The sequence below is a fragment of the Pseudomonas sp. NPDC090233 genome, from assembly GCF_044772285.1.
Lineage (GTDB): Bacteria > Pseudomonadota > Gammaproteobacteria > Pseudomonadales > Pseudomonadaceae > Aquipseudomonas.
Genome location: NZ_JBIVYQ010000005.1, coordinates 224,070 through 245,421, shown reverse-complemented (window position 1 = coordinate 245,421; position 21,352 = coordinate 224,070). Strand labels below are relative to the sequence as shown.

Annotated in this window: 15 protein-coding genes and 1 pseudogene; 9 read left to right on the top strand and 7 right to left on the bottom strand. The window is 59.3% G+C overall.

Going from position 1 to position 21,352, the window contains the following annotated elements:
* The first annotated feature begins 13 nt into the window (after window positions 1–13).
* From ACIQUF_RS15650 to ACIQUF_RS15635, 4 genes are all read left to right on the top strand, one after another.
* Complete coding sequence (locus ACIQUF_RS15650) at window positions 14–2,389, top strand: RND family transporter (RefSeq protein WP_403133556.1); 2,376 nt, start codon at window positions 14–16, stop codon at window positions 2,387–2,389.
* 66 nt (window positions 2,390–2,455) lie between these two features.
* Entirely contained in the window at window positions 2,456–2,746 is a 291-nt protein-coding gene (locus ACIQUF_RS15645) for a DUF5629 family protein (RefSeq protein ID WP_403132926.1), read from the top strand.
* Window positions 2,712–3,842, top strand: a complete 1,131-nt coding sequence (locus ACIQUF_RS15640) for a lactonase family protein (RefSeq protein ID WP_403132923.1) — start codon at window positions 2,712–2,714, stop codon at window positions 3,840–3,842. Before ACIQUF_RS15645 ends, ACIQUF_RS15640 begins: the two co-directional genes overlap by 35 nt.
* A 123-nt stretch (window positions 3,843–3,965) precedes the next feature.
* A complete protein-coding gene (locus tag ACIQUF_RS15635) occupies window positions 3,966–4,145 on the top strand; it encodes a hypothetical protein (protein ID WP_403132922.1) in 180 nt (59 codons plus the stop codon).
* A gap of 108 nt (window positions 4,146–4,253) precedes the next feature.
* Here ACIQUF_RS15635 and ACIQUF_RS15630 read toward each other — a convergent pair whose 3' ends face one another.
* The 3 genes from ACIQUF_RS15630 to ACIQUF_RS15620 are packed head-to-tail and all read right to left on the bottom strand — an operon-like array spanning window position 4,254 to window position 9,723.
* Entirely contained in the window at window positions 4,254–4,847 is a 594-nt protein-coding gene (locus ACIQUF_RS15630) for a glutathione S-transferase (protein WP_403132920.1), read from the bottom strand.
* Window positions 4,844–8,488 (bottom strand): AAA family ATPase, encoded by a 3,645-nt coding sequence (locus ACIQUF_RS15625; protein WP_403132917.1) that lies wholly within the window; start codon window positions 8,486–8,488, stop codon window positions 4,844–4,846. Before ACIQUF_RS15625 ends, ACIQUF_RS15630 begins: the two co-directional genes overlap by 4 nt.
* Window positions 8,485–9,723, bottom strand: coding sequence for an exonuclease SbcCD subunit D C-terminal domain-containing protein (locus ACIQUF_RS15620; RefSeq protein ID WP_403132915.1), 1,239 nt, complete (start codon window positions 9,721–9,723; stop codon window positions 8,485–8,487). Before ACIQUF_RS15620 ends, ACIQUF_RS15625 begins: the two co-directional genes overlap by 4 nt.
* Window positions 9,724–10,202: 479 nt before the next feature.
* On the opposite strand from ACIQUF_RS15620, the pseudogene ACIQUF_RS15615 reads away from it, so the two are divergent.
* The 5 genes and pseudogenes from ACIQUF_RS15615 to ACIQUF_RS15595 all read left to right on the top strand — a co-directional run.
* A pseudogene (locus ACIQUF_RS15615) lies at window positions 10,203–10,402 on the top strand (hypothetical protein); the annotation flags it as partial.
* 117 nt (window positions 10,403–10,519) lie between these two features.
* Entirely contained in the window at window positions 10,520–12,202 is a 1,683-nt protein-coding gene (locus tag ACIQUF_RS15610) for an alpha/beta hydrolase (protein ID WP_403132913.1), read from the top strand.
* The gene (locus ACIQUF_RS15605) at window positions 12,189–13,169 is read left to right on the top strand and encodes a T6SS immunity protein Tli4 family protein (protein WP_403132912.1); all 981 of its coding nucleotides are present in this window, start codon (window positions 12,189–12,191) and stop codon (window positions 13,167–13,169) included. Before ACIQUF_RS15610 ends, ACIQUF_RS15605 begins: the two co-directional genes overlap by 14 nt.
* A 678-nt stretch (window positions 13,170–13,847) precedes the next feature.
* Window positions 13,848–14,813, top strand: coding sequence for a T6SS immunity protein Tli4 family protein (locus ACIQUF_RS15600; RefSeq protein ID WP_403132910.1), 966 nt, complete (start codon window positions 13,848–13,850; stop codon window positions 14,811–14,813).
* Window positions 14,814–14,957: 144 nt separating this feature from the next.
* Window positions 14,958–15,842: a T6SS immunity protein Tli4 family protein gene (locus ACIQUF_RS15595; RefSeq protein ID WP_403132908.1), complete on the top strand. Its 885-nt coding sequence runs from the start codon at window positions 14,958–14,960 to the stop codon at window positions 15,840–15,842.
* Between the two features lie 616 nt (window positions 15,843–16,458).
* Here the strand turns inward: ACIQUF_RS15595 and ACIQUF_RS15590 are convergent.
* Genes ACIQUF_RS15590 through ACIQUF_RS15575 form a run of 4 tightly spaced genes read right to left on the bottom strand, consistent with a single transcriptional unit; the run spans window position 16,459 to window position 21,350 of the window.
* Entirely contained in the window at window positions 16,459–18,075 is a 1,617-nt protein-coding gene (locus ACIQUF_RS15590; protein ID WP_403132906.1) for a BatD family protein, read from the bottom strand.
* On the bottom strand, window positions 18,072–19,790 hold the full coding sequence (locus ACIQUF_RS15585; protein WP_403132904.1) for a tetratricopeptide repeat protein: 1,719 nt from the start codon (window positions 19,788–19,790) through the stop codon (window positions 18,072–18,074). The genes ACIQUF_RS15590 and ACIQUF_RS15585 overlap by 4 nt, the downstream gene beginning before the upstream one ends.
* Window positions 19,787–20,863: a vWA domain-containing protein gene (locus tag ACIQUF_RS15580; RefSeq protein WP_403132902.1), complete on the bottom strand. Its 1,077-nt coding sequence runs from the start codon at window positions 20,861–20,863 to the stop codon at window positions 19,787–19,789. Before ACIQUF_RS15580 ends, ACIQUF_RS15585 begins: the two co-directional genes overlap by 4 nt.
* Complete coding sequence (locus ACIQUF_RS15575; protein ID WP_403132899.1) at window positions 20,856–21,350, bottom strand: DUF4381 domain-containing protein; 495 nt, start codon at window positions 21,348–21,350, stop codon at window positions 20,856–20,858. Before ACIQUF_RS15575 ends, ACIQUF_RS15580 begins: the two co-directional genes overlap by 8 nt.
* Window positions 21,351–21,352: the final 2 nt, after the last annotated feature.

Here is a 21,352-nt window from a genome sequence, read left to right as displayed (position 1 = left end):
AGAGAGCATCACCATGCACCCGCACCACCAGGACAAGGCCACGCTGCTGGAACGCCTGATTTTCAACAACCGCCCCGTGGTCATCGCCCTGTGTGTGCTGGTGAGCATTTTCCTGTTCTGGCAGGCCACGCAGATCCGTCCCTCGACCAGTTTCGAGAAGATGATCCCGCTGGAACATCCGTTCATCGAACAGATGATGGAGCACCGCAACGACCTGGCCAACCTCGGCAACACCGTGCGCATTTCGGTGGAGGCGGTCAACGGCGACATCTTCGACAAGGACTACATGGAGACCCTGCGGCAGGTCCATGACGAGGTGTTCTACATCCCCGGTGTCGACCGCGCGGGCCTCAAGTCACTGTGGAGCCCCAGCGTGCGCTGGAGCGAAGTGACCGAAGAAGGCTTCTCCGGCGGCGAGGTGATCCCCAATACCTACAACGGCTCGCAAGACAGCCTCGACACGCTGCGCGACAACGTGCTCAAGTCCGGCCAGGTCGGGCGCCTGGTGGGCAACAACTTCAAGTCCAGCATCGTCGATGTGCCGCTGCTGGAAAGCTACCCAGACCCGAATGACCCCGGCAAGCAGGTCAAGCTTGATTACCAGCAGTTCTCGCATCTGCTGGAAGAAAAGATCCGCGACAAGTTCCAGGCGCAAAACCCCAACGTCAAGGTGCACATCGTCGGCTTCGCCAAGAAGGTCGGTGACCTGATCGACGGCCTGGTGATGGTGGCGATGTTCTTCGGTGTGGCGCTGGTGATCACCTGGATTCTGCTGTACTGGTTCACCTGGTGCATCCGCAGCACCATCGCCGTGCTGATCACCACGCTGGTGGCGGTGGTCTGGCAACTGGGCCTGATGCATGCGGTGGGCTTCGGTCTGGATCCGTACTCGATGCTGGTGCCGTTCCTGATCTTCGCCATTGGCATTTCCCACGGGGTGCAGAAGATCAACGGCATCGCCCTGCAGTCGAGTGACGCCGACAACGCCCTGACCGCTGCCCGGCGCACCTTCCGCCAGCTGTTCCTGCCGGGGATGATCGCCATCCTCGCCGACGCGGTGGGCTTCATCACCCTGTTGATCATCGACATCGGCGTGATCCGCGAGCTGGCCATCGGTGCCTCGATCGGTGTGGCGGTGATCGTGTTCACCAACCTGATCCTGCTGCCAGTGGCGATTTCCTACGTCGGCATCAGCAAGAAGGCCATCGAGCGCAGCAAGAAGGACGCGACCCGCGAGCACCCGTTCTGGCGCCTGCTGTCGAATTTCGCCAGCGCCAAAGTGGCGCCGGTGTCGATTGCCCTGGCCCTGGTCGCCTTCGCTGGCGGCCTGTGGTACAGCCAGAACCTGAAGATCGGCGACCTCGACCAGGGCGCTCCGGAGCTGCGCCCCGATTCGCGCTACAACCAGGACAACAACTTCATCATCAGTAACTACTCGACCAGCTCGGACGTGCTGGTGATCATGGTCAAGACTCCGGCTGAGAGCTGCTCGATCCACTCGACCATGGCGCCGATCGACGAGCTGATGTGGACCATGCAGAACACCCCGGGCGTGCAGTCGGCGATCTCCCTGGTGACCGTGTCCAAGCAGGTGATCAAGGGCATGAACGAGGGCAGCCTGAAATGGGAGACCCTGTCGCGCAACCCGGACATCCTCAACAACTCCATCGCTCGTGCCGACGGCCTGTACAACGGTGATTGTTCACTGGCGCCGGTGCTGGTGTTCCTCAACGACCACAAGGCTGAAACCCTGGAACGCGTCACCGCCGCCGCCAAGGCTTTTGCCGACAGCCACAACAAAGAGGGCCTGCAGTTCCTCCTGGCGGCAGGCAATGCCGGCATCGAAGCGGCCACCAACGAGGTGATCAAATCGGCCGAACTGACCATCCTGGTGCTGGTGTACCTCTGCGTGGCGGTGATGTGCATGATCACCTTCCGCTCGTTTGCCGCGACCCTGTGCATCGTCCTGCCGCTGGTGCTGACCTCGGTGCTGGGCAATGCGCTGATGGCGTTCATGGGGATTGGCGTCAAGGTCGCCACCTTGCCGGTGGTGGCGCTGGGCGTGGGCATTGGCGTGGACTACGGCATCTATATCTACAGCCGCCTGGAAAGTTTCCTGCGTGCCGGCCTGCCGCTGCAGGAGGCCTACTACCAGACCCTGCGCTCGACCGGCAAGGCGGTGCTGTTCACCGGCCTGTGCCTGGCCATCGGCGTGTGCACCTGGATCTTCTCGGCCATCAAATTCCAGGCCGACATGGGCTTGATGCTGACCTTCATGCTGCTGTGGAACATGTTCGGGGCACTGTGGCTGCTGCCGGCGCTGGCCAGGTTCTTGATCAAGCCTGAGAAGATGGTGGGCAAGGAGGGCGGTTCGATCTTCGCCCATTGATGTATCCCGAGGGCCGCCATGCGGCCCTCGGGTTATACTGCCGGCTCTTTTTTCATCGGTACTCCCATGTCTCCCCTCGCCACCGCCCTCGCATCCTGCGACATGCTGCTGATCGACGGCCTGCACGCCTTCGATTTCACCTCAGACGAAACCGGCCTCACGGTCGAGTGCATGGACGGTCGTCAACTGCGCCGCTGGACCTTCACCGCCGAGCAGGTCGCTTCCGCCATCGCTGTGGGTGATGAATGGCAACTGAACGATGCCAACGGCGAGCATCGTCTAGTCTGTATGAGTGCCTTTCGCGCCCCGGATGAAGACGACGATGAACCGCAAATGGACGAGCCTGCTGACCGCTAGCCTCATGACCCTTGCCTTCTCTACCCAGGCCGCCACGCTGCTGGTGGGCAGTTACACCGATGGCGCCAGCCAAGGTATCTACCGCTACGCGTTCGAAAGCAAAACCGGCCAGATCGAGCCCACGCCGCAGCAGGTCATCAAGAGCGTGAGCCCTTCGTGGCTGGTGCTCTCGGCTGATCAGCGGCAACTGTTCGTGGTCAACGAAACGCCGCAGGGCCATGCCAGCAGTTTCAGCGTGAGCAGCAAAGGCGAGATCAAGCCGCTCAACCAGGTGGCCACCCGTGGCGACGAGCCGACCCACGCCAGCCTCAGTCGCGACCAGCGCTACCTGTTCGTCGCCAACTATGCTGTCGCCCCCAATCCGGGCGGCAGCCTGGTAGTGATCCCGGTGGCCAAGGATGGCAAGCTCAAGACGGTGGTCCAGCAGGTACGGCACAAGCCCAGCGGCGTCAACCCCGAGCGTCAGGCTGGTGCCCATGTGCATTCGCTGGTGCTGTCGCCGGAGGGCAGCCACTTGTATGCCAGTGACCTGGGTGCCGACAAAGTGTTCATCTACCGCTACGACGGTGCCAGCCCCGACAAACCGCTGACCCCGGCGATCCCTGCGTCGGTCACGTTGCCGCCTGGCAGCGGCCCGCGTCATCTGTTGTTCGATGCCAAGGGGCGGCATGCTTACCTGACGCTGGAGATGAGCGCCGAAGTGGTCATGTTCGATGTCAAGGATGCTGCCTTGCAGGAACGCCAGCGCCTGCCGTTGACCGAGCAGAAAGACGCCGCAGCCAGGGCCGCTGGCGGCCTGAATTTGTCGGCGGATGGGCGCTTTCTCTATGTCAGCAACCGTGGCACGGCCAACGAGATCGTGGTGTTCAGCGTGGGCAAGGACGACGGTCAGCTGACATTCTTGCAGCGTCGCTCGGTGGAGGGCGACCACCCGCGTGAGTTTGCCCTGGACCCAAGCGACAACTTCCTGCTGGTGGCCAACCAGAAGAGCAACCAGATCGTAGTAATGCGCCGCGATCCGCGCACTGGCAAGCTGGAGGAAACCGTGCAGACGCTGCCGCAAGATGCGCCTTCGGACCTCAAATTCATCGAGTGACTATCGATACGCGTGATAATCCCTACAAGCGCAATGAATTTCTGTGGCTGACCTCAGCGGCGTAAGTTTGACCCAAGGCCCAAACGGGTCAACGTCAAACCAGCGCAGTCGAGGTCAGCCCAGATGAACTTCAATCTCTTCCCGGTCATTGCCGCATCCGCCATTTCCGCTTCGGTCGTGCTGCCGACGCATGCCCATGCCGACAGCAACGCCAAGGCTTCCGCCACCCACAGCTATACCGAGCAGTATCTGCGTCAGAGTGCCAATTTCCATGCGGCACTCAGTGGCAAGCACAGCCACTGAACTTGCCTGAACACTGAACCTGTAGGAGCGGCTTCAGCCGCGAAACAAGCGACGCGGTGGATGGCACCGGCTTTGCCGGTGTTCGCGGCTGAAGCCGCTCCCACAGGGTTATTTTGCCATCACTGATTTGAACAGTTCCGACCCCAGCCACCCCTCCAGCCAGCTCCGCACTCGCGGATAAGCCGCCTCGGCGAACCACTGCGGTTCGACCCCGGCAAACTGGCGCATCAGGGGTAACAGCGCGGCGTCGGCCAGGCTTGGGTGGTCGGCCAGCAGGTATGGCCGGTCCTCAAGCAACCGTTCAAGCTCAGCCAGCCAGGTTTCAGCGTGCTGGCGGTAGTCCTCGCGTGAATGCTCGGGGTAGCGCTCGGCATACTTGTACAGGTTCACCTGCGCCTTGAACTCGCTGTCGTTGCGGGCAATCAGCCTGTCGGCCAGCTGCGCAGCAGCGGGATCAGCCTGCAGCCGCCAATCCTGCGGGTCGTTGCGCTCAAGTGCCCAGCGCATGATGTCCAGACTCTCTTCCAGAACCCCATCACCGGTATCCAGCACCGGTACCGTGCCCTTGGGCGACAGTGCCAGCAGCTCGGCCGGCTTGTGCTTCATCGCCACCTCGATGATCTCGACGTCGCACTCGGCATAGCGCAGGGCCAGGCGCGCACGCATGGCCCAGGGGCAGCGGCGGAACGAGTAGAGGATCACCCGCACACCTCCACGTCACTCAACCCATTGCCCTGGCGCCGTACCTGGATCTGCACCGGGATGCGCTCGTGCATTTCCTGCACGTGGGAAATCACTGCGACCTTGCGGCCTTGTGCCTGCAGGCCGTCGAGCGCGTCCATGGCCAGTTGCAGCGACTCGGGGTCGAGGCTGCCGAAGCCTTCGTCGATGAACAGCGACTCGATGCGCAGGGTGCTGGAGGCCATCGAAGCCAGGCCCAGGGCCAGGGCCAACGAGACCAGGAAGGTTTCACCGCCAGACAACGAGTGCACCGAACGCAGCTCGTCGCCCATCTCAGTGTCCAGCACCAGCAGGCCCAGCGCACTGCCGCCGCGTTTCAGGCGGTAGCGCCGCGCCAGTTGGCGCAACTGGGCGTTGGCGTGGTGCAGCAGCAAGTCCAGGTTGTAACCCTGGGCGATCTTGCGGAACACGTCGCCAGAGGCCGAGCCGATCAACGCGTTCAGGCGAGCCCAACGCTGCCATTGCTGGTAGGCCTGGTCGATTTCGCCGGCCAGTGCTTGATGCGCGTGCTGGCGGCGCTGGTCGTCGGCCTGTTGCGCGCGCAGCTCGGCACAGTGCTGTTCCTGAACGTTCAGTTGCTGTGCAAGCTCGGTGAGGGTTTGCTCCAGGTCCTCGGCGGGCATCTCGCCCTGAGCCTGGGCGGCATGTTGCTGCAGCCGCTGCTCGCGCTCCTGCAGCAGCACGCGACCTTGTTCGATGGCCTTTTCTGCGATTTGCAGCTGTTGGCGCAGTTCGCCCAGCTGCGCATCATCGATGGCCAGCAGGCGGTCGAGACCGCTGTCATCCAGTTCGGGATGATCGCTGCGCCATTGGGCAATCTCGCCTTGTAGCTGCTGGCATTCGTGCTCAAGCGCCTGCTGCTGATGGATGTTGGCCTTGAGCTCGGCGGCCAGTTGCACGCCCTGGGTACGCAGGTCCTGCAGGCGCTGGGCGGTGTCGGCATCGAGCGCGCGGGCCTGCTCGAGTTGTGTGTCCAGGTGCTGTTGCCAGCTTTCGGCGTTGGCGTGATCACCCAGCAGTTCGGTGAGCGCTGCTTGAGCGTGCTGGCGCTGCTCGTCCAGGCCGGCTAGCTGTTGCTGCGCTTGCTGCTGCGCCTGCAGGCGTGTTTGCTGCTGGTCGCGCAGCTTGTCCAGTTGCACCTGGCGTGCTTGCTGTTCTTCCTGCTCGTCCTTGCGCTGCTCCAGCTGTTGCAGGCGCTGGGCGATCTGCTGATCGAGGCTGAGGAAGGTGTTGGCCGGGTCGTCGCTCAGGGCCTTGAGCACATCGTCCGGCAGCACGCTGGCCAGGTCGGCCAGCCCTTGCTGAAGTTGCTGCTCGTCGCTGACCAGGGCCTGGTGTTGCTGGTCCAGATGGCGTTGGGCCTGCTGCTGGGCTTCTTGCGCTGCCTGCAATTGCTGGTTGAGGCGGGCGGCATCTTTTTGCAGGGCGAGCAGGGCACCCTGGCGCTTCTCGTCCTTGCCGATTTCATCGTCCAGGCGCTGCAGCTGGTTAGCCAGCCACGCCGTGCGGGCCTTGTCGTCCTGTGGCGCGAGCGCTGGCCAAAGGCTGTGCGCCTGCACCTGCGCAACCAGGGGCTGCAACTGTTCGCCCAGCTGGACCAGTTGCTGCTGGTAATCCTTGAGCTGGGCGTTGACCACGCCGAGCTGGGTGCGCAGTTCCACCAGCTTGCCGTTGAGGTTCTCGACCTGTTTCTGCGCCGCGTCTTCTTCTGCCTGGTCATGCCGGCCGAGGCTTTGCAGCAAGGCGTCAGGTTGGTGGAACGGGTGTTCGGCGCTGCCGCAGACCGGGCAGGGTTCGCCGTCACGCAATTGGCCGCGAAGCTCTTCGACACTGGTGTTGCGCGCCATGCGCTGGCGTTCCAGCAACTGGCGGGTGAGGGTCAGCGCTTGCTCGGCGGCTTCCAGCTCAGCTTTGGCCGCAGTGCCTTCGCCGATCAGTTGTTGGCGTTGCTGCATGGCCTGCTGCTGGCGCTCGCGAACCGCTTCGAGTTGCTGACGCAGTTCCAGCTCACGGCCATGCAGACGCGACAATTCTTCGACGGCACGCTGCTGTTTGCGATTGTCGTTGAGCATGCCGCCGAGCAGGTCGATCTGTTCGGCCAGCGCCTGGGGTTCGGCCTTGGCTTCGCGGAACAGCAATTCGTAATGGTCGCGTTGGGCCTGCAGTTGCGCATTGGCCTGGCTGGCCTGTGCTTGCAGGCCTGGCAGCTCGTCGCGGCCCTTGCTCAAACGCCCGCCGATCAGCATCACTTGCTTGAGCTGCGGCAGGTAGGCCTGCCAGGCGTTGGCCAGCCCGGCCAGGTGTTGGCTGCCGGCCAAGGCTTCATCGATGTGCGCCAGCTGTTGCAGGCTGCGCTGCTGGTTTTCTTCCAGCTGCAGCAGGTGCTGCTGGCCTTCGGCGACGTGCTGGTCGGCCTGCTGGCTGGCCGTGCGCTGCGCCGTCAGCGCTGTGTCGAGGCGTGCCAGGCTGTCCTGTGCGGCAAAGGCCTGGCGCAGGCGCGGGGCGTTTTCGCTGTGCTGGGCCTGGCTGTCGGCAAGCGCCTGGCGTGCCGCAACCAAGGCGTGTTCCAGTTCGCTGGTGCGGGTGTTCAGCTCGGTGTGCTGGAGTTGTTGCTCGGCGATGTGCGCAGCCAGTGGCGTCAATTGCGCAGCCAGTACTTGCTGGCGGTGGAACTGGTGCCGCTGGGGGGCCAGGCGGTCAAGGCGCTGCAGGTCGAGGCGTTGCTCGGCCAGCGCTTGCCAGCCTTGCTCGGCAGCCTGCAGGGCCGCGCCGGCCTCGCTGTACTGGGCCTGAAGTTGGCGTTGCTCGTTGAGCCAGGTGCGCTGTTGCTCCAGTTGGCGCTGACGCGTCTGGTCGGCCTTGAATTGCTGCTGGGCCTGTTCCAGCTGCTGGTCGAGTTCGGCGCGGGCTTCGGCGACCATCGGCAGCAGGTGGCTGGCGCGCTCTTTCAGGGCGTTGTGCGCTTCGCCGGTTTCTCGCGCCTTGCTGAACGCGCGCTGGCCGAGGCGGGTATAGATGGCGGTATTGGTGAGTTTTTCCAGCAGCTCGCTGCGTTCCTTGTCATCGGCCTTTAGAAAGGCGCCGAACTCGCTCTGCGCCAGCATTACCGCGCGGGTGAACTGATCGAAATTCAGGCCCAGGCGGGTTTCGATCAATTGCTTGTATTCATTCTTGCCGCTGCCCAGCACCTGCTCGCTGTCGAGGTCGTAGAGGCTCTGGCGGCTGAGCTGCAGCTTGCCGTTGGCTTTGTCACGGGCACGGTTGGCCTCCCAGCGCGCGCGGTAGCGGTGGTCGTCGATGCCAACGAAGTCGACCTCGGCAAAGCCGCTGCCGGTGCCACGGCGCAGCAGGTTGCGCGGGTCGGAGGTGGGGATGTCGCCGTCAGCGTCCGGCACCTTGGCTTCGCGGCCGATGTCGTTGAGCCGTGGCACAGTGCCGAACAGCGCCAGGCACAGGGCGTCGAGCAGGGTGCTCTTGCCGGCGCCGGTCGGCCCGGTGATGGCGAACAGGCCGGCGCTGGCCAAGGGTTCGGCGGTGAAGTCGATGTCTATCGGGCCGGCCAGGGATGCCAGGTTCTTCAGGCGAATGGCGAGAATCTTCATGGCTGTTCCTCCTCCTGCTGGACGTCCTGCAGCAGCAGGGCGAAGTCGGCCAGCACCTGCTCGTCGACGGGGTTGCCGTAGGCCTGTTCCCAGGCGCGGCTGAACAAGTCCTGCGGAGTCATCTGCGACAGTTCGACGAACTCGAGTTCGCTGTCGTCCTCATTGCGGCGCCCGGCATATTCGGCGCTGATGCGGATCAGCCGCACGGCCTTGCCGTGCAATGCGCTTTCGATTTGCTGGCGCAGGTCGGGTTGCGGCTCGTCCAGCAGCACGCGCACTTCCAGCCAGGGCTGGCGGTTGGGGTCTTCGAGCAGGTCGATCACCGGCAGTTCGGCGAGTTGTTCCAGCAGCTCGCCGAGCGGTGCCGGGCCGACGCGTTGCAGGGCCACCGCACGTGGCACCGGGCGTGCTTCGACGCTGACCAGCTCGGCGCCGTCCAGTTCGACTTCCAGCACCTGATGCGGATAGTTGATTTCAGCGAACGACAGCGGGATCGGCGAGCCGCTGTAGCGGATGCGCGATTCGCGGTTGACCTTTTGCGGCTTGTGCAGATGGCCCAGGGCCACGTAGCTGATGGCCTTGTCGAACAGCTTGGCCGGCAGGGCCTCGGCGTTGCCGATGATCAAGCTGCGCTCGGAGTCTTCGGACACCGCGCCGCCGGCCATGTGCGCGTGGCTGATGGCGACCAGCGCCTGGTCCTTCTTGCGCTTTTGCTGCGCGGCGGCGATCAGTTGCTGGTGCACCTGGGTGATGCCCTGCAGGTAGTCGTCACCCAGCTGCGGGCCGGTGACCTCGGCCGGGCGCAGGAAGGGCAGGGCCAGGCACCAGGCGGCGACCTTGCCGCGGCCGTTGGTCAGCGGGATCAGCAGGCGCTCGGCATCCAGCTGGCCTTCGTCGAGCCAGTGCACGCGCCCCAGCGCATGGGTTCGCAGGCGCCGCATGAGCGCGGCAGGCAGCTCGATCCGCGAGCCGGAATCGTGGTTGCCGGCGATCATCACGATATCCAGCTTCGGCTGCTGCTCGTGGGCCTTGACGATGAAGTCGTAGAGCCGCTCCTGGGCTTTGACCGGCGGGTTGACCGTGTCGAAGATATCGCCGGCGATCAGCAACGCGTCCGGCTGGCGCAAGTGCAGCTGGCCGAGCAGCCAGTCGAGGAAGCAGGCGTGTTCGAAGTCGCGTTCCTGGCCGTGCAGGCTTTGGCCCAGGTGCCAGTCGGAAGTGTGAAACAGACGCATGGATGACCTGTGGTGTCGAGTCGGCAAGCCGGGGCTTGGCGTGAATGATGGGTGTTGCGCAGCCGGGTATGGTAACCCAAGCCACGGCGGCAGGGCAGGTACGTACATGCGCGGCCGATTGTGGTTTGGCAGCTACAAATGTGCCTTCGGATTGAACATTTCGACTATTGACGGTCTATTTCCGATGCCCTAGTTTTCGATTTTCACCCCCCCCCCCGAGGAAGTGACAATGCTCAAGGACCTGAGTAAGCGGCTGCCCCCAACGTGCTCGTCAACAGCCGCAAGGCTGCCCGCGTTCGCTCAAGACCGCCTCTACACTGTTCCCCGATGAAGTCGACTTCAGCCTGACAGGGCTGATGCCGGTTGAATGGTCGTGCGCTGTCGCTTTCCCAAGCGCATGACAGGGCGTGGAGCCTGCTTCATCTGGCGCTACGTCAAAGCGGCGATCGGTGTGCTGCCAGTAAACGGAGATTTTTTTCATGGACCTGAACTTCGGAACCGCTCTTAGCCAGAGTGGCCGCCTCCTGCAACTCACCACGCCCTTGGGCGAGCAACAACTGCAGGCCCTGCGCGCCCACGGCGTCGAGCGCATCGGCCGCACCCCGCGCTATACCCTCGACGTGCTGGTGCAGGACCCGGATACGATCCCGAGCAGCTCATCGGCCAGCCCGTCAGCTTGCGGCGTGGAAGATTCCTGCGCAGCAGAGTTAGGTTACAGAGTTCTGAAAGATAATACTCGATAAAGCCTGAACAACTCGTGTGAGCGCGCCGCATCGAAATAAATGAGGGTAGGGAAATGATTAACCCACTGAAATTACTCACAGTTATAAACGCAGATGGCACAAGAACAGCTTCCAGCACCATGTCAAGCTCCGCGCGCCAGCAAGAAAAGGAAGTCGGTGTAAAAGAAAACAAAGTGGTTCCGATAGTCTTCATCCCAGGCATCATGGGGACAAACCTGTGGAACAATAGGACAAAAAAAATTGCGTGGGTTGCACCCAATACAGACACCATTCTGTCAGGAATTGGTGCAGTGGGCTCATTCCTATCCGCACTATTTAGTTCGGCAAAGGACAGACAAAACGACTTGGATGGTCGGGAAGGAATGATTAGTGTTTATCAGGACGGCCCGATTGGGGGTGGGCTCAACGAAGCGATCGACAAAGATGAACTTCGGCGCCGAGGATGGGGTGGAATCATGCGCTCGGCTTACCATCCTATAATGGTCTCAATGCAGAACGAACTAAATTCGATAATGTTGGACAAAAAGCTTCAAGGATGGTGGCGAGATAACAATGAACTATCTCCTTCTGATTGGGGAGACTGGAACGATAATCCTCCCCTTTCGAGCCTAAGTATTTCAGAAGGCCTTCAGCATGCAGCCGACATACGGTATGAAGTATGGGCAGGTGGATATAATTGGTTGCAGTCCAATGCGGACTCAGCAGAGGATATTATTAAGTTCATTGAGGCAACCGTTTTGCCCAGCTATTCAAATGCAGAAAAAGTGATCATTGTTACCCATTCAATGGGTGGGCTCGTTGGGCGTGCAATGGTAGGAATTCATGACTATCAAAAAATTTATGGCATCGTGCATGGTGCGATGCCAGCAACCGGTGCTCCCGCCGCTTATCGCCGGATCAGAGCAGGTTTTGAAGGTGAGGGTATTTTAGGATTCATTGCCAGGCAGATTCTAGGTCCTACCGCTTCTGAAACGGTAGCGGTTTTGGCTTATTCCAAAGGCGGTCTGGAACTGTTGCCAAGCGCCAGTTATGACGATGGGAAGCACTGGCTGTTTGCCCGTAAAGTGGATGAACCAAACACGGATCTACTAAAATTCCCCACGATGGGAGATCCTTACAATGAAATATATAAATCTACTAAGTGGTGGGGCTTAATCCCGAAAGAGTCCGAAATGCTCATAGATCCCAATGATTTCCATGAATCCCAGGGTCTCATCACTCACGACCAAGCACAAACAAAGAGAGACGTATTTGAAGAAAACATTGATTCAACACAAATATTTCACAATTCCATACAAGAAGCTTATCACCCAGAAACGTATGTGCACTACTCTGCAGAATCCGTCAATGAAGCGCTTATCACGTGGGGAGACATTGTCTGGAGCTCTAACTGGATAGGATGGGAAGATCTATCGACACTGAGTATAACATCCGACAACCAGACGGGAAATATTGAGTTGGGCGCAGGTCGTAGATTTGCTTTTGGACCAAAAACTTCTCCAGGGGACGGAACAGTACCAATGATCTCATCTGCCAGTTCAAGAAACTTTTCCAATGTTAAAGCGGCATTCGCACATGGCATAAATTCAGTGAATTATCCGGAAGCTTGTCGAGCAGGCGCTTACAACAATACTGTAGGTTACGAACATCAGAGTGCATATAACGATAAGGATGGAAGGACTCTGTACGCCACTCTCTATAGTATTGTGAGGATTTCTGCCAATGTTGGAAGTTAAGAGGTTTTATAGCGCACCCAGAGCTTTCGCAGCTTTGATCTTGATCTTTATTTGTCAAGCAGCAAGTTTTGAAAGTGGAGCAACTGACATGCAAGGCGACAGCAATCGATTCTATTTTGGCCGTTTCTCATTCCAAGTCCCGACAACAGGCGACGGCACCTGGTCATCCTATAAAATAGCTCAGAATAAAATACAGTTTATCAGCAAGAACGGTAAAAAAGATATTGAAAATCTTGTTAAGGGTGCTATAGAGCGCATCAACAAACTGCATAAGTCAGGCTACCCTGCTTACGACCAAACCGTTTCGCTAGAAGGAGGGGGGGCGATAGTTGTTTCCAAATCCAATAAATATAACTTCGACATATACTATTTAACCTCAAAAAATACCCTCTACAGACAACAAGTGGAGTCAGTTTCGTTAACGGGGTTTGAAAAATCGGTGCAAATCACACGCGATATCAATGCGAATATTCACTTTCGCAACCCCACAACCCCTCCGCCAGATAGCACGTTTGCAATAGAGGCGGGATACTTGCAAATCCCTCTAAACAAATATCCTGAGCAAGTCTCCATAGGCCTACCCATTACCACGCTCCCCGGTATTCATATAATTTTTGACACCCGGATCATCGGAAAGCCAGAGCCTGGATTGATTGCACGCTATGAGGAGCGTACATCTGGTGGCATGACGAAACTGCTAAAAAAGGTTCTCTCGAGCTCTACACTGATGAGAAAGAGAAAGGTCACAATCACCGATCTGCCATTTGAAGAGCTACTCGTCAAAACAACGGCAGAAGGAAGGGTGCTCTACTCATTTCGACTAGAGTATGCCGGGACGCCTGGAAAAAGCTTAGAGCCCTACACTGTCATAGAACTAAGCACACTAGAAAAAGGAAAATCTTTTTCAAGTGACGAAGAAGCCCTTGAATTCTGGGGCAGATTAGTTGGCAGTATTGAGCGTATTTAAAATCTACGTCCACGCACGACTATGCCTTAGTTATGGATGCCGTCGACTATTTCACCCACAGCCAGCGCCATGAAAGTTATCAAAAATTGATTTTCAATTACAAATTTGGCCGCGCGAAATTTGCAATGCTCTATAGCTTGGTAAGGTTGTCATCCTCTATCGAATGCGCATAGGGTAAGGTCCGAACACCATGCGATACTTAATGACAATTTCACTAGCTGTTATGTGTGCTTTTTTCGCACAAGTGACGGTTTCTTCAGGTAACAAGGATAAAGCTATGGATAGCCATAATTGGAGTGCTCACTATTTCGGAAGATTTCAAATTTCGCTTCCCAGTAATTCTGAAATCGCAGCCGATTACAAATTGTTGTGATTTCACCTCTGATGATGAAGCCCTGGCATTCTGGGATCTTATTTTAACAAGTTTTCGCCCTGCCCCATAATGTGCACTCCACGGGGCATCATTATCATGGGTCTAGCTTTTGATTGCGCGCATTCATATGATTATAAAATTATCAGGGCCGTTACTCTCCACTCCATTATCAGACTATCTAAAGGCGCGAAAAACCTATGCTAGCCAGAAGTCTTAACCCATTAAAAAAAATAAGTGTAGCAGCGGTATGCGCCATTTTTCTGCAACCGCTAATAATCTTCACGTGCTTTGGTGTCCCTAAAACCATGAGTTTAGGTGACAGTGCAGGTAAGGAGGTCTTGGTGGGCAAATATATTATGCGCCTTCCGGAGGGCGCCGTGATGTCTGAAGCTTTTCTTGATCTGGATGGAATACCTATTAAAATCACGCCGGGCTTCATAGAGGCTCGTGCTGCACGCCAAGCCGAAAAAGCATGGTCGGATATTGAGTTGAGAAATAAAAACAATGAAGAGCATTCAGCGGTCTGCGAGAATTTATCGGGAGGTGCAAAACTTTATAAATATGATCACATACGCATAACAGGGCAGGGGCTGGACGGCGAAAATATCAACAGGGTTGTTCATTCAACAATGGCTTACAGTTGGATGGATAATTTGATGTTTCAATTTGGAGGGGACGACACGCTTGATGGTGAAGACAAAATCAAAGCACTTTTAGCCAAGGTGCGAACCACTCGATCAAATACTAATAATCAAAACCTTTGCTTCGTTCAAGTGTGCATTGAATATAGCGGTCTTGATGAGTCGATGAGCGTAATATTCAAAATAAATAAATACAAAAACCTAGCTTTCTCATTTCGGTCAGCACCCTACACCGGTGAACCGCACGTTCCACTTTCAGATCAGAAGCTTAAGAATTACGATCCTGTCACTGAAGCAAATTGGATTTCAAAAAATGAATTCACACATCAAACCTATCGAAACACCAGACGCAGCCTGGATGGGCTTCCGGGCGAAGAAAATATCCATGCGGTTACGTATTTATCCGAAGGGGTATATCGCACAGAGGTTCATGCAAAGTGGTACTTTCCGGGCATTCCTGAGAGAGTAGACAAACCCGAAATTTCAATCGACTTAGATTTCAGCTATGTTACAGAACACAAGCCTGCGTCACCCGCTGGTTTTTCAACAACCGGCGAGGACGGATCACCTACAGAGGCTCAATTTTTGGCAATATGGGATACGGCACTTCTTTCCCTAATGTCTCGATAAGTAATTAACAGTGAACAAGGCCGCTGGCCGGGCGTGTAAAATCACTAGCAGGCATTTATGGGGTTAAAAAGTTTATTCGTATTTACGGCATCACTAAGCTTGTACTCACTAGCCACTGCAACATCGCCCAGCGAGGACAAAAACTTGAATGGCTCTGACTGGAAAAATCACTATTATGGACGCTTCTCACTCTCTCTCCCGATCAAGGCGGAAATTGCAGTAGACTATAAATTATTCGATGCAAATCTAGAGCTAGTCAGCAAGAATGCGCGCAAGCAATCCCCGTCAATGATAAATCAAAAAATAGACGAACTCAAAAGAGGAGTTGCTAGAGGTACAGGAAGCATTTACGAAAAAACCATTCAGCTAGATAACGGTAGCATACTTCTACTTTCGCGACTTTCATCGCTATATACTTTCAATATCTACTTAATGACCAGCAAGAATACCGCCTATCAAATGATGGTGCCTAACATTACAGAAAAAGGCATGCCAACTGCTATCGAAAGAATGTGTATGTTGAGCAATGCCATTCACTACCGGCACCCAGATGAGGCCCCGCCAAGTGGAGGGTTCGCCATCGAAGCAGGATATACTACGCTCGAACAAGACAAATTTTTCGAGTCAATTTATATGGGGGCGCAGATAAGTGAGCATCCCGGCACGTATTTAAGCCTGCTGACAAACGTTATCACTGAAAAGGAGAGTGGTCTCATTGAGCGATTTGATGCAAAGCAATTCGAACCATCAATTGGCGAATTAGTAAACTCCGGATCTATAAAAACTCTCCGAAAGCGTAAGCGCTCAGTAAAAAATATTAACGGAAAGGAAATTGCACTATCTGCTTCCGCAGATGGTAAAACCTACTATGCATTTCAATTCGAATATGAAGGTACCGTAGATTCGACAATGCATCCCTACATAGTCTTGGAGTTAGGCACCCACGAAATTGGTAGCGACTTCAAGTCTGACGCTGAAGCGTTGGCATTCTGGGATCGGGTGCTAACTGGCCTAAGTCCGCTTGAATAGTCCTTTAAGGTGGCATACTACGTGAGCGTACGGCCGCACATACACCGCGATCTTCAGGCTTGCCTTGGGGCACAAATATTTCACCAATCTATAAACGAAGGCTATCGGTAAAGACTGGTGTCGATTTGATGGAAAATGCGCGCTACGAGATGATCAAAAAGTTCACTACTCAAGCTGAGCGCAAATGTCAAGAGGGTATCGATAATGCTGCCAGATATTTTTTACTATCTATTCAATGTAATAATTTTGGTGCTCGCGCTGTGCGGGGTACTCTATGCTCCCTATAAAGCATTGGTATTGTTAGTCAGCGGGAAAAGCCCTCTGTCTCGTATCCCTAAATTCAAATTTTTTACATCATGTGTGCTATCGCTTATTGGGGCGGGTGGCGCATTCTTTTCTTATGTAGTCACGAAAGGCAAATATGAGATCTTTTGCTATTTGTCTATCTATTTTCTTATCCAGGCCTGCCTGATGCTTATATGTACATTCATGGCAAAAGCATCGAACCAGCATGAGGGCTGATCACGTTCCTGATAATGAGCCTTACTGGCATGCGCCGTGTGGGTTGCGCTCCATCTCACCGGCGCTGAAAGCCCCAAGACATGCCCGTATACCCTCACTTCGGATAAAGCGGTGGCAAGTTCCCACTCTCGCCTGCAGGCAACAACACGTGCTCCGCAGGCGGAATCGTCCCGATCGCCCGCCACAGATCCTCCCCCTGCCAATACTGTCCACTCTCGCTGTAAAGCGCCCCGTTCAATCCATCCAGCGCATCCGACAGCGGCACGAACCGCGCCGCCATCTCTGCCAAGGTCTCCGGCTGTTGCCGCGCCCAGGCGTCGAGCGCCTGGCGTGTGGCCTGTGGGTCGTTGGCCTGGCAGGCGCGTTTGAGGTCGTCCAGCAGGGTGCGTGGGCTGGGGCCAGCCTGCGCGGCGCGCAGCACGGCCGGTTGCGAGCGGGCGCGCCACCACAGGGTGAAGCCGAGCAAGGTGGTCAGGGCGAACACCAGGGTGGCCACCTGCCAGGGCCAGAGCAGGCGGCTGGCGCTGCTGGCATCGCCAACCGGGGTTTCGGCGCTCAGGGCCGGGTTGTCCTGCACGTTCAAGGTACGCGCAGGCAGGTTGGAATGCTCCAGATGGTCTTCGCGGGTGTTCCACCAGGTGACTTCCAACGCGGGCAGTGCCAGTTCGCCGCTGTGGGTCGGCACCAGGGCTTCGCGTTCTTCGCGGTTGGCGGTCATGCCGCGCTCGTTGATTTCGTTGCGCAGCAGTGGCTGGTCCGGGTAGCGGCGCAGGCCGACGATTTCGGTGGCCGGCAGTGGCGGCAGCTGGGTGCTGGACAACCCTTCGGCGCGCAGGGTGATGCTGCGGGTCAAGGAGTCGCCGATCTGTGTCTGCTGGCTGCCGGGGTCGGGGTTCCAGTGTTCTTCCAGGTTCAGGCTGCGGGCGGGCAGCCAGGGCGCATTGGCGGGCCAGGCGGCGGGGATCGGCCGTACGGTCAGGCGCAGCGGCAGCGAGCTGACTTGTATCTGGCGGCCTCGCGCGGTGCTGGTGGGCTGCTCGGCAGTGGCGGTGGCGGTGAATGTCAGCGGTGGAATGTCCAGGTCGCCGCTCTGCTGCGGGTAGAGCGCGTAGCGGGTTTCGATCACCCCGTGGCGCACGCCGTTGATCTCCTTTTCATAAGTGCGCGATTCACCCAGCGGCTCGACCTTGGCGTTTTCCAGTTGCAGCGGGCTGAGGCTGCTGTCGTCGTACAGCGACACCGAGTGGTAGATGCGCAGGGTCAGCACGGCCTGGGCCTGGACGTACACCTCGTTGCTGTCCAGGGTCGCCTCGACGAACACCTGGGAAGCGCTGTCCGGGCGGTTGGCGTCGGCCTGCAGCACCTGCAAGTCGATGGCCTGACTGTGGGATTGGCCCAGTTGCAGTGCGGGAATGCTCAGGCTGCCACTGCGCCGTGGCAGCAGGGTGATGATCCAGCGGGTGCTGGCGCGGGTTTCGCCGTCGAGGGTGTGCAAACTGTTCAGCTGGCGTGTGCCGCGCACTTCGAAGTCGCCTTCGAGCGCGCGCAGGTCGGGCTTGCCGAACTGGGTCACGTCCTGGCTTTCGAGGGTCAGCTCCAGGGTTTCGCCGGCTTCCAGGCGGGTGCGGTCGACGCTGGCTTGCAGGGTCGGTTCGGCCTGGGCAAGGAGGGCCCATGACAGGCTGAGCAGAAAGACGCCGAGGCGACTCATCGTTGGGATTCCTGATGCAATTGCTGTTCATACCAGAATTTGCGCCGCAGCAGCTCCGCCGGGTTGTCGGGGATCTCCCGCAGCCATTGTTCAAGGGCCTGGCGTTGCTCGGCGTCGAGGCTGGTTGAGACCGGCCGTTGGGGTGGCTGGGTGACGCTGTCGTCATCGCCGCCCTGGTTGCCGGGCGTGGCCTGGCTGTTGCTGCTGCCCTCGTCGGGCTGCTCGGCGTTGGCCTGTTCGTCGCTGCCGGGGCTGCCCTGCGTCGGGCTACTGGCCGAGCTACTGTTGCCCTCGGTTTCGCTGCCGGGTGTGCCTTGAGCGTCGTCCTTGGCCGGTTGTTCCTCGGCCTGGGCTTCGCGTTGCTGCAGCAGCTGTTGGATCAGCGCCTGGTTGTCCAGCGCAGGTTTAAGGTCGGGCTGACGCTCCAGGGCTTGCTCGTAGGCATCCAGGGCGGCTTCCAGTTCACCGCTGCGGGCCAGGGCGTTGCCTCGATTGTAGTGGGCCTCGGCGCTGTTGCCTTGGGCAAATGCCTTGGCGGCTGCGGCGTAGTCGCCGGCCTGGTACAGGGCCATGCCGCGCCATTGCGGGTCCTGGAAATACCGGGCGGCATCCGCGGGTTGGTTGCGTTCGAGCAGGCGCTGGCCCTGCTGGTCGGGGCGCAACCACAGGTCGTTGAACTCCAAGGCCTGGCTCGGTTGCGGCACGGCCAGCAGCAGCGGCAGGCAGAACAGCCAGCCGCGCCGGCCGGCACAGGCCGCCAGCAGCAACAGCGGAAGCAGCAGCCAGTAGCCCTGATCGGCCCAGCTGTCGAGCTGCACGTTCTGGCCATCGTTGCGCAGGCTGCGCGGGTTGTCGAACAGGCCGAGGCCGCGCAGGTCGAGGTCGTCGATGCGGGCATGGCGGTAGCGCCCGCCGGTGCCGTTGATGAAGGCCTTGAGGCCGGGGCTGTCCAGGCGTGGCACGAGGATGCCGCCCTGGTCGTCCTTGAGGAATTCGCCATTGGCCTGGCGCACTGGCGCGCCCTCACGGGTGCCGATGCCCAGCATCAGCAGGCTTGGCCCCTGGCGCCCAAGGGCCTGGACGATGCCCTGGCGTTCAGGCGCGCTCAGCGCCGAGCCAACCAGTAGCAGGCGGCCCTGGCCGAGGCCACTCTGCGCCAGCAGGGCCAGGCCTTTTTGCACGGCCAGGTCCGCACGCTGGCCGGGTTGCGGCATGATCGACGGGTCGATCGCCTCAAGCAGGTTGCGCGTGGTACCCAGGTCGTCGGACAGCGGCACCAGGGTGTGGGCCGAGCCTGCGTAGACGATCAGCGCGGTCTGGCTGTCGCGGCGATGTTCGAGCAGGTCGAGGATTTTGCGCCGGGCCTGCTGCAGGCGGTTGGGCGAAGTGTCCTCGGCGAGCATCTGTGGGGTCAGTTCGAGCAGGATCACCAGCGGGTCGGCCGGGCGCTGGCGGGTTTCTTCCAGGCGCTGCCAGCTCGGCCCGAGCAGGGCTAGCACGATCAGCAGCCAGGCCAGGCCCAGGGCGACCCACGGCAGTTTGCTGTTGCTGCCGCTGCCGCCGCCAAGCAGCACCGGATGGAATGCCTGCGGCAGGATCATCTGCCAGCGCCCGGCGCGCTTGCGCCGGTGCCACAGCTTGAACAGCAGCCAGGCGAGCAGCGGCACCACCAGTAACCAGAGGGGGCGCAACCATTGCGGCCACAAATCGATCATCGCCGCTTCCTCAGGCGCAGCCGTTTCAGGCGTTCACGCCATTCAGGGTGGGGCTGCAGGAAGCGCGGTTTGCGCAACGCCCGTTGCAGCAGAGTATCTGGCCACTGCACCGCCACCACCAGCAGCACACTGAGCAATAGCGCCAGGGCCAGAGGCCAGGCGTACAGGGCTTTGGCCGAGCGCGCCTGGGTCGGCTGCTGGGCAACCGGTTCAAGCTGGTCGAGGGTATCGCCGATGGCATCCAGCTCGGCGCCGTCGTGGGCGCGGAAGTAGGCACCCTGGGTCAGCTCGGCGATTTCCTTGAGCGAGGCTTCGTCGAGGTCCAGGCTCGGGTTGAGGCCAAGCAGGCCGGGTGTGCCGCTGGCCTCGGGGTTGGCGCCGATGCCGATGGTGTAGATGCGCACGCCCTCCTGGGCGGCCAGGCGGGCGGCGGTCAGCGGGTGGATTTGCCCGCCGTTGTTGGCGCCGTCGGTGATCAGCACCAGCACCCGGCTTTGTGCCGGGCGCTGGCGCAGGCGCTTGACCGCCAGGCCGATGGCATCGCCAATGGCGGTGTTCTTGCCGGCGATGCCGATCTGCGCCTCCATGAGGAAGGTGCGCACGGTGCGCCGGTCGAAGGTCAGCGGTGCCTGCAGGTAGGCCTGGCTGCCGAACAGGATCAGGCCGACGCGATCGCCCTCGCGATCTTGCAGAAAGTCGCCGAGCAGCGCCTTGACCAGGTCGAGGCGGCTGATTTCGTCGCCTTTCCACTGCATGTCGGGGAAGTCCATCGAGCCGGACACATCCACCGCCACCAGCAAATCACGGCCACTGGCGGCCACCGGTACCGGGTCGCCAAGCCATTGCGGGCGCGCGGCGGCGAACAGCAGCAACAGCCAGATCAGCACGAACGGGGCTTGCTGGCGCCAGGTCGGCAGGTTCAGCCGTGCACGGCGGCCCGCGAGGCCCTCCAGTTCATCGAGGAAGCCCACCTTGAGCACCGGCTCGCCGCTGTCGGCGGCGGGCAACACCAGGCGCGCCAGCCAGGGCAGCGGCAGCAGCAGGAAAATCCACGGCCAGGCCAGTTCAAACATGTTTGCGGATCCAGGTTTCGACAGCCTGGCTGAGCCCGACGATGGCTTTGTCGTCCAGCTTGCACTCAGGCTTGTAGGCGCCTTCGACCAGCACCATCCAACGGGTCAGGCCGGCGGCTGGGCAGCGGTTGTCGAGGAACGCCAGCCATTGGCGGCCGTTAAGGGTATGGCTGTTGGCGCCGGGGTAATGGTTGCGGCACAGGCGTTTGAGCAGCGCATTGATCTGCTGCAGCCAGGCACCGGCGGGCGCGCCGTCGTAGGGGCGGGGCAGGCGGGCGAGTTCGGCCAGGGCTTCCACGCGCACCGGGTCGAGCGGTTGCTCGGCGCGCACCACCCGGCGTTTGCCGGGGCGCCAGCGGCGCAGCCGCCACAGGCCCCAGGCCAGCAGCGGCAGCATGGCGAGCAGCAGCCACCAGCCAGGCGCGGGTGGCCACAGGCCGATCGCCGACGGGGCGATCAACGGTTGCAACTGGTCCAGTGGGTTCATAG

Excerpts from the sequence above, each read along its gene's own strand:
- ACIQUF_RS15645 (WP_403132926.1), top strand. The coding sequence starts at position 2,456 with ATGTCTCCCCTCGCCACCGCCCTCGCATCCTGCGACATGCTGCTGATC.
- ACIQUF_RS15620 (WP_403132915.1), bottom strand. The coding sequence starts at position 9,723 with ATGCGTCTGTTTCACACTTCCGACTGGCACCTGGGCCAAAGCCTGCAC.
- ACIQUF_RS15640 (WP_403132923.1), top strand. The coding sequence starts at position 2,712 with ATGAACCGCAAATGGACGAGCCTGCTGACCGCTAGCCTCATGACCCTT.
- ACIQUF_RS15600 (WP_403132910.1), top strand. The coding sequence starts at position 13,848 with ATGAGTTTAGGTGACAGTGCAGGTAAGGAGGTCTTGGTGGGCAAATAT.
- ACIQUF_RS15650 (WP_403133556.1), top strand. The coding sequence starts at position 14 with ATGCACCCGCACCACCAGGACAAGGCCACGCTGCTGGAACGCCTGATT.
- ACIQUF_RS15575 (WP_403132899.1), bottom strand. The coding sequence starts at position 21,350 with ATGAACCCACTGGACCAGTTGCAACCGTTGATCGCCCCGTCGGCGATC.
- ACIQUF_RS15610 (WP_403132913.1), top strand. The coding sequence starts at position 10,520 with ATGATTAACCCACTGAAATTACTCACAGTTATAAACGCAGATGGCACA.
- ACIQUF_RS15585 (WP_403132904.1), bottom strand. The coding sequence starts at position 19,790 with ATGATCGATTTGTGGCCGCAATGGTTGCGCCCCCTCTGGTTACTGGTG.
- ACIQUF_RS15635 (WP_403132922.1), top strand. The coding sequence starts at position 3,966 with ATGAACTTCAATCTCTTCCCGGTCATTGCCGCATCCGCCATTTCCGCT.
- ACIQUF_RS15590 (WP_403132906.1), bottom strand. The coding sequence starts at position 18,075 with ATGAGTCGCCTCGGCGTCTTTCTGCTCAGCCTGTCATGGGCCCTCCTT.
- ACIQUF_RS15580 (WP_403132902.1), bottom strand. The coding sequence starts at position 20,863 with ATGTTTGAACTGGCCTGGCCGTGGATTTTCCTGCTGCTGCCGCTGCCC.
- ACIQUF_RS15605 (WP_403132912.1), top strand. The coding sequence starts at position 12,189 with ATGTTGGAAGTTAAGAGGTTTTATAGCGCACCCAGAGCTTTCGCAGCT.
- ACIQUF_RS15625 (WP_403132917.1), bottom strand. The coding sequence starts at position 8,488 with ATGAAGATTCTCGCCATTCGCCTGAAGAACCTGGCATCCCTGGCCGGC.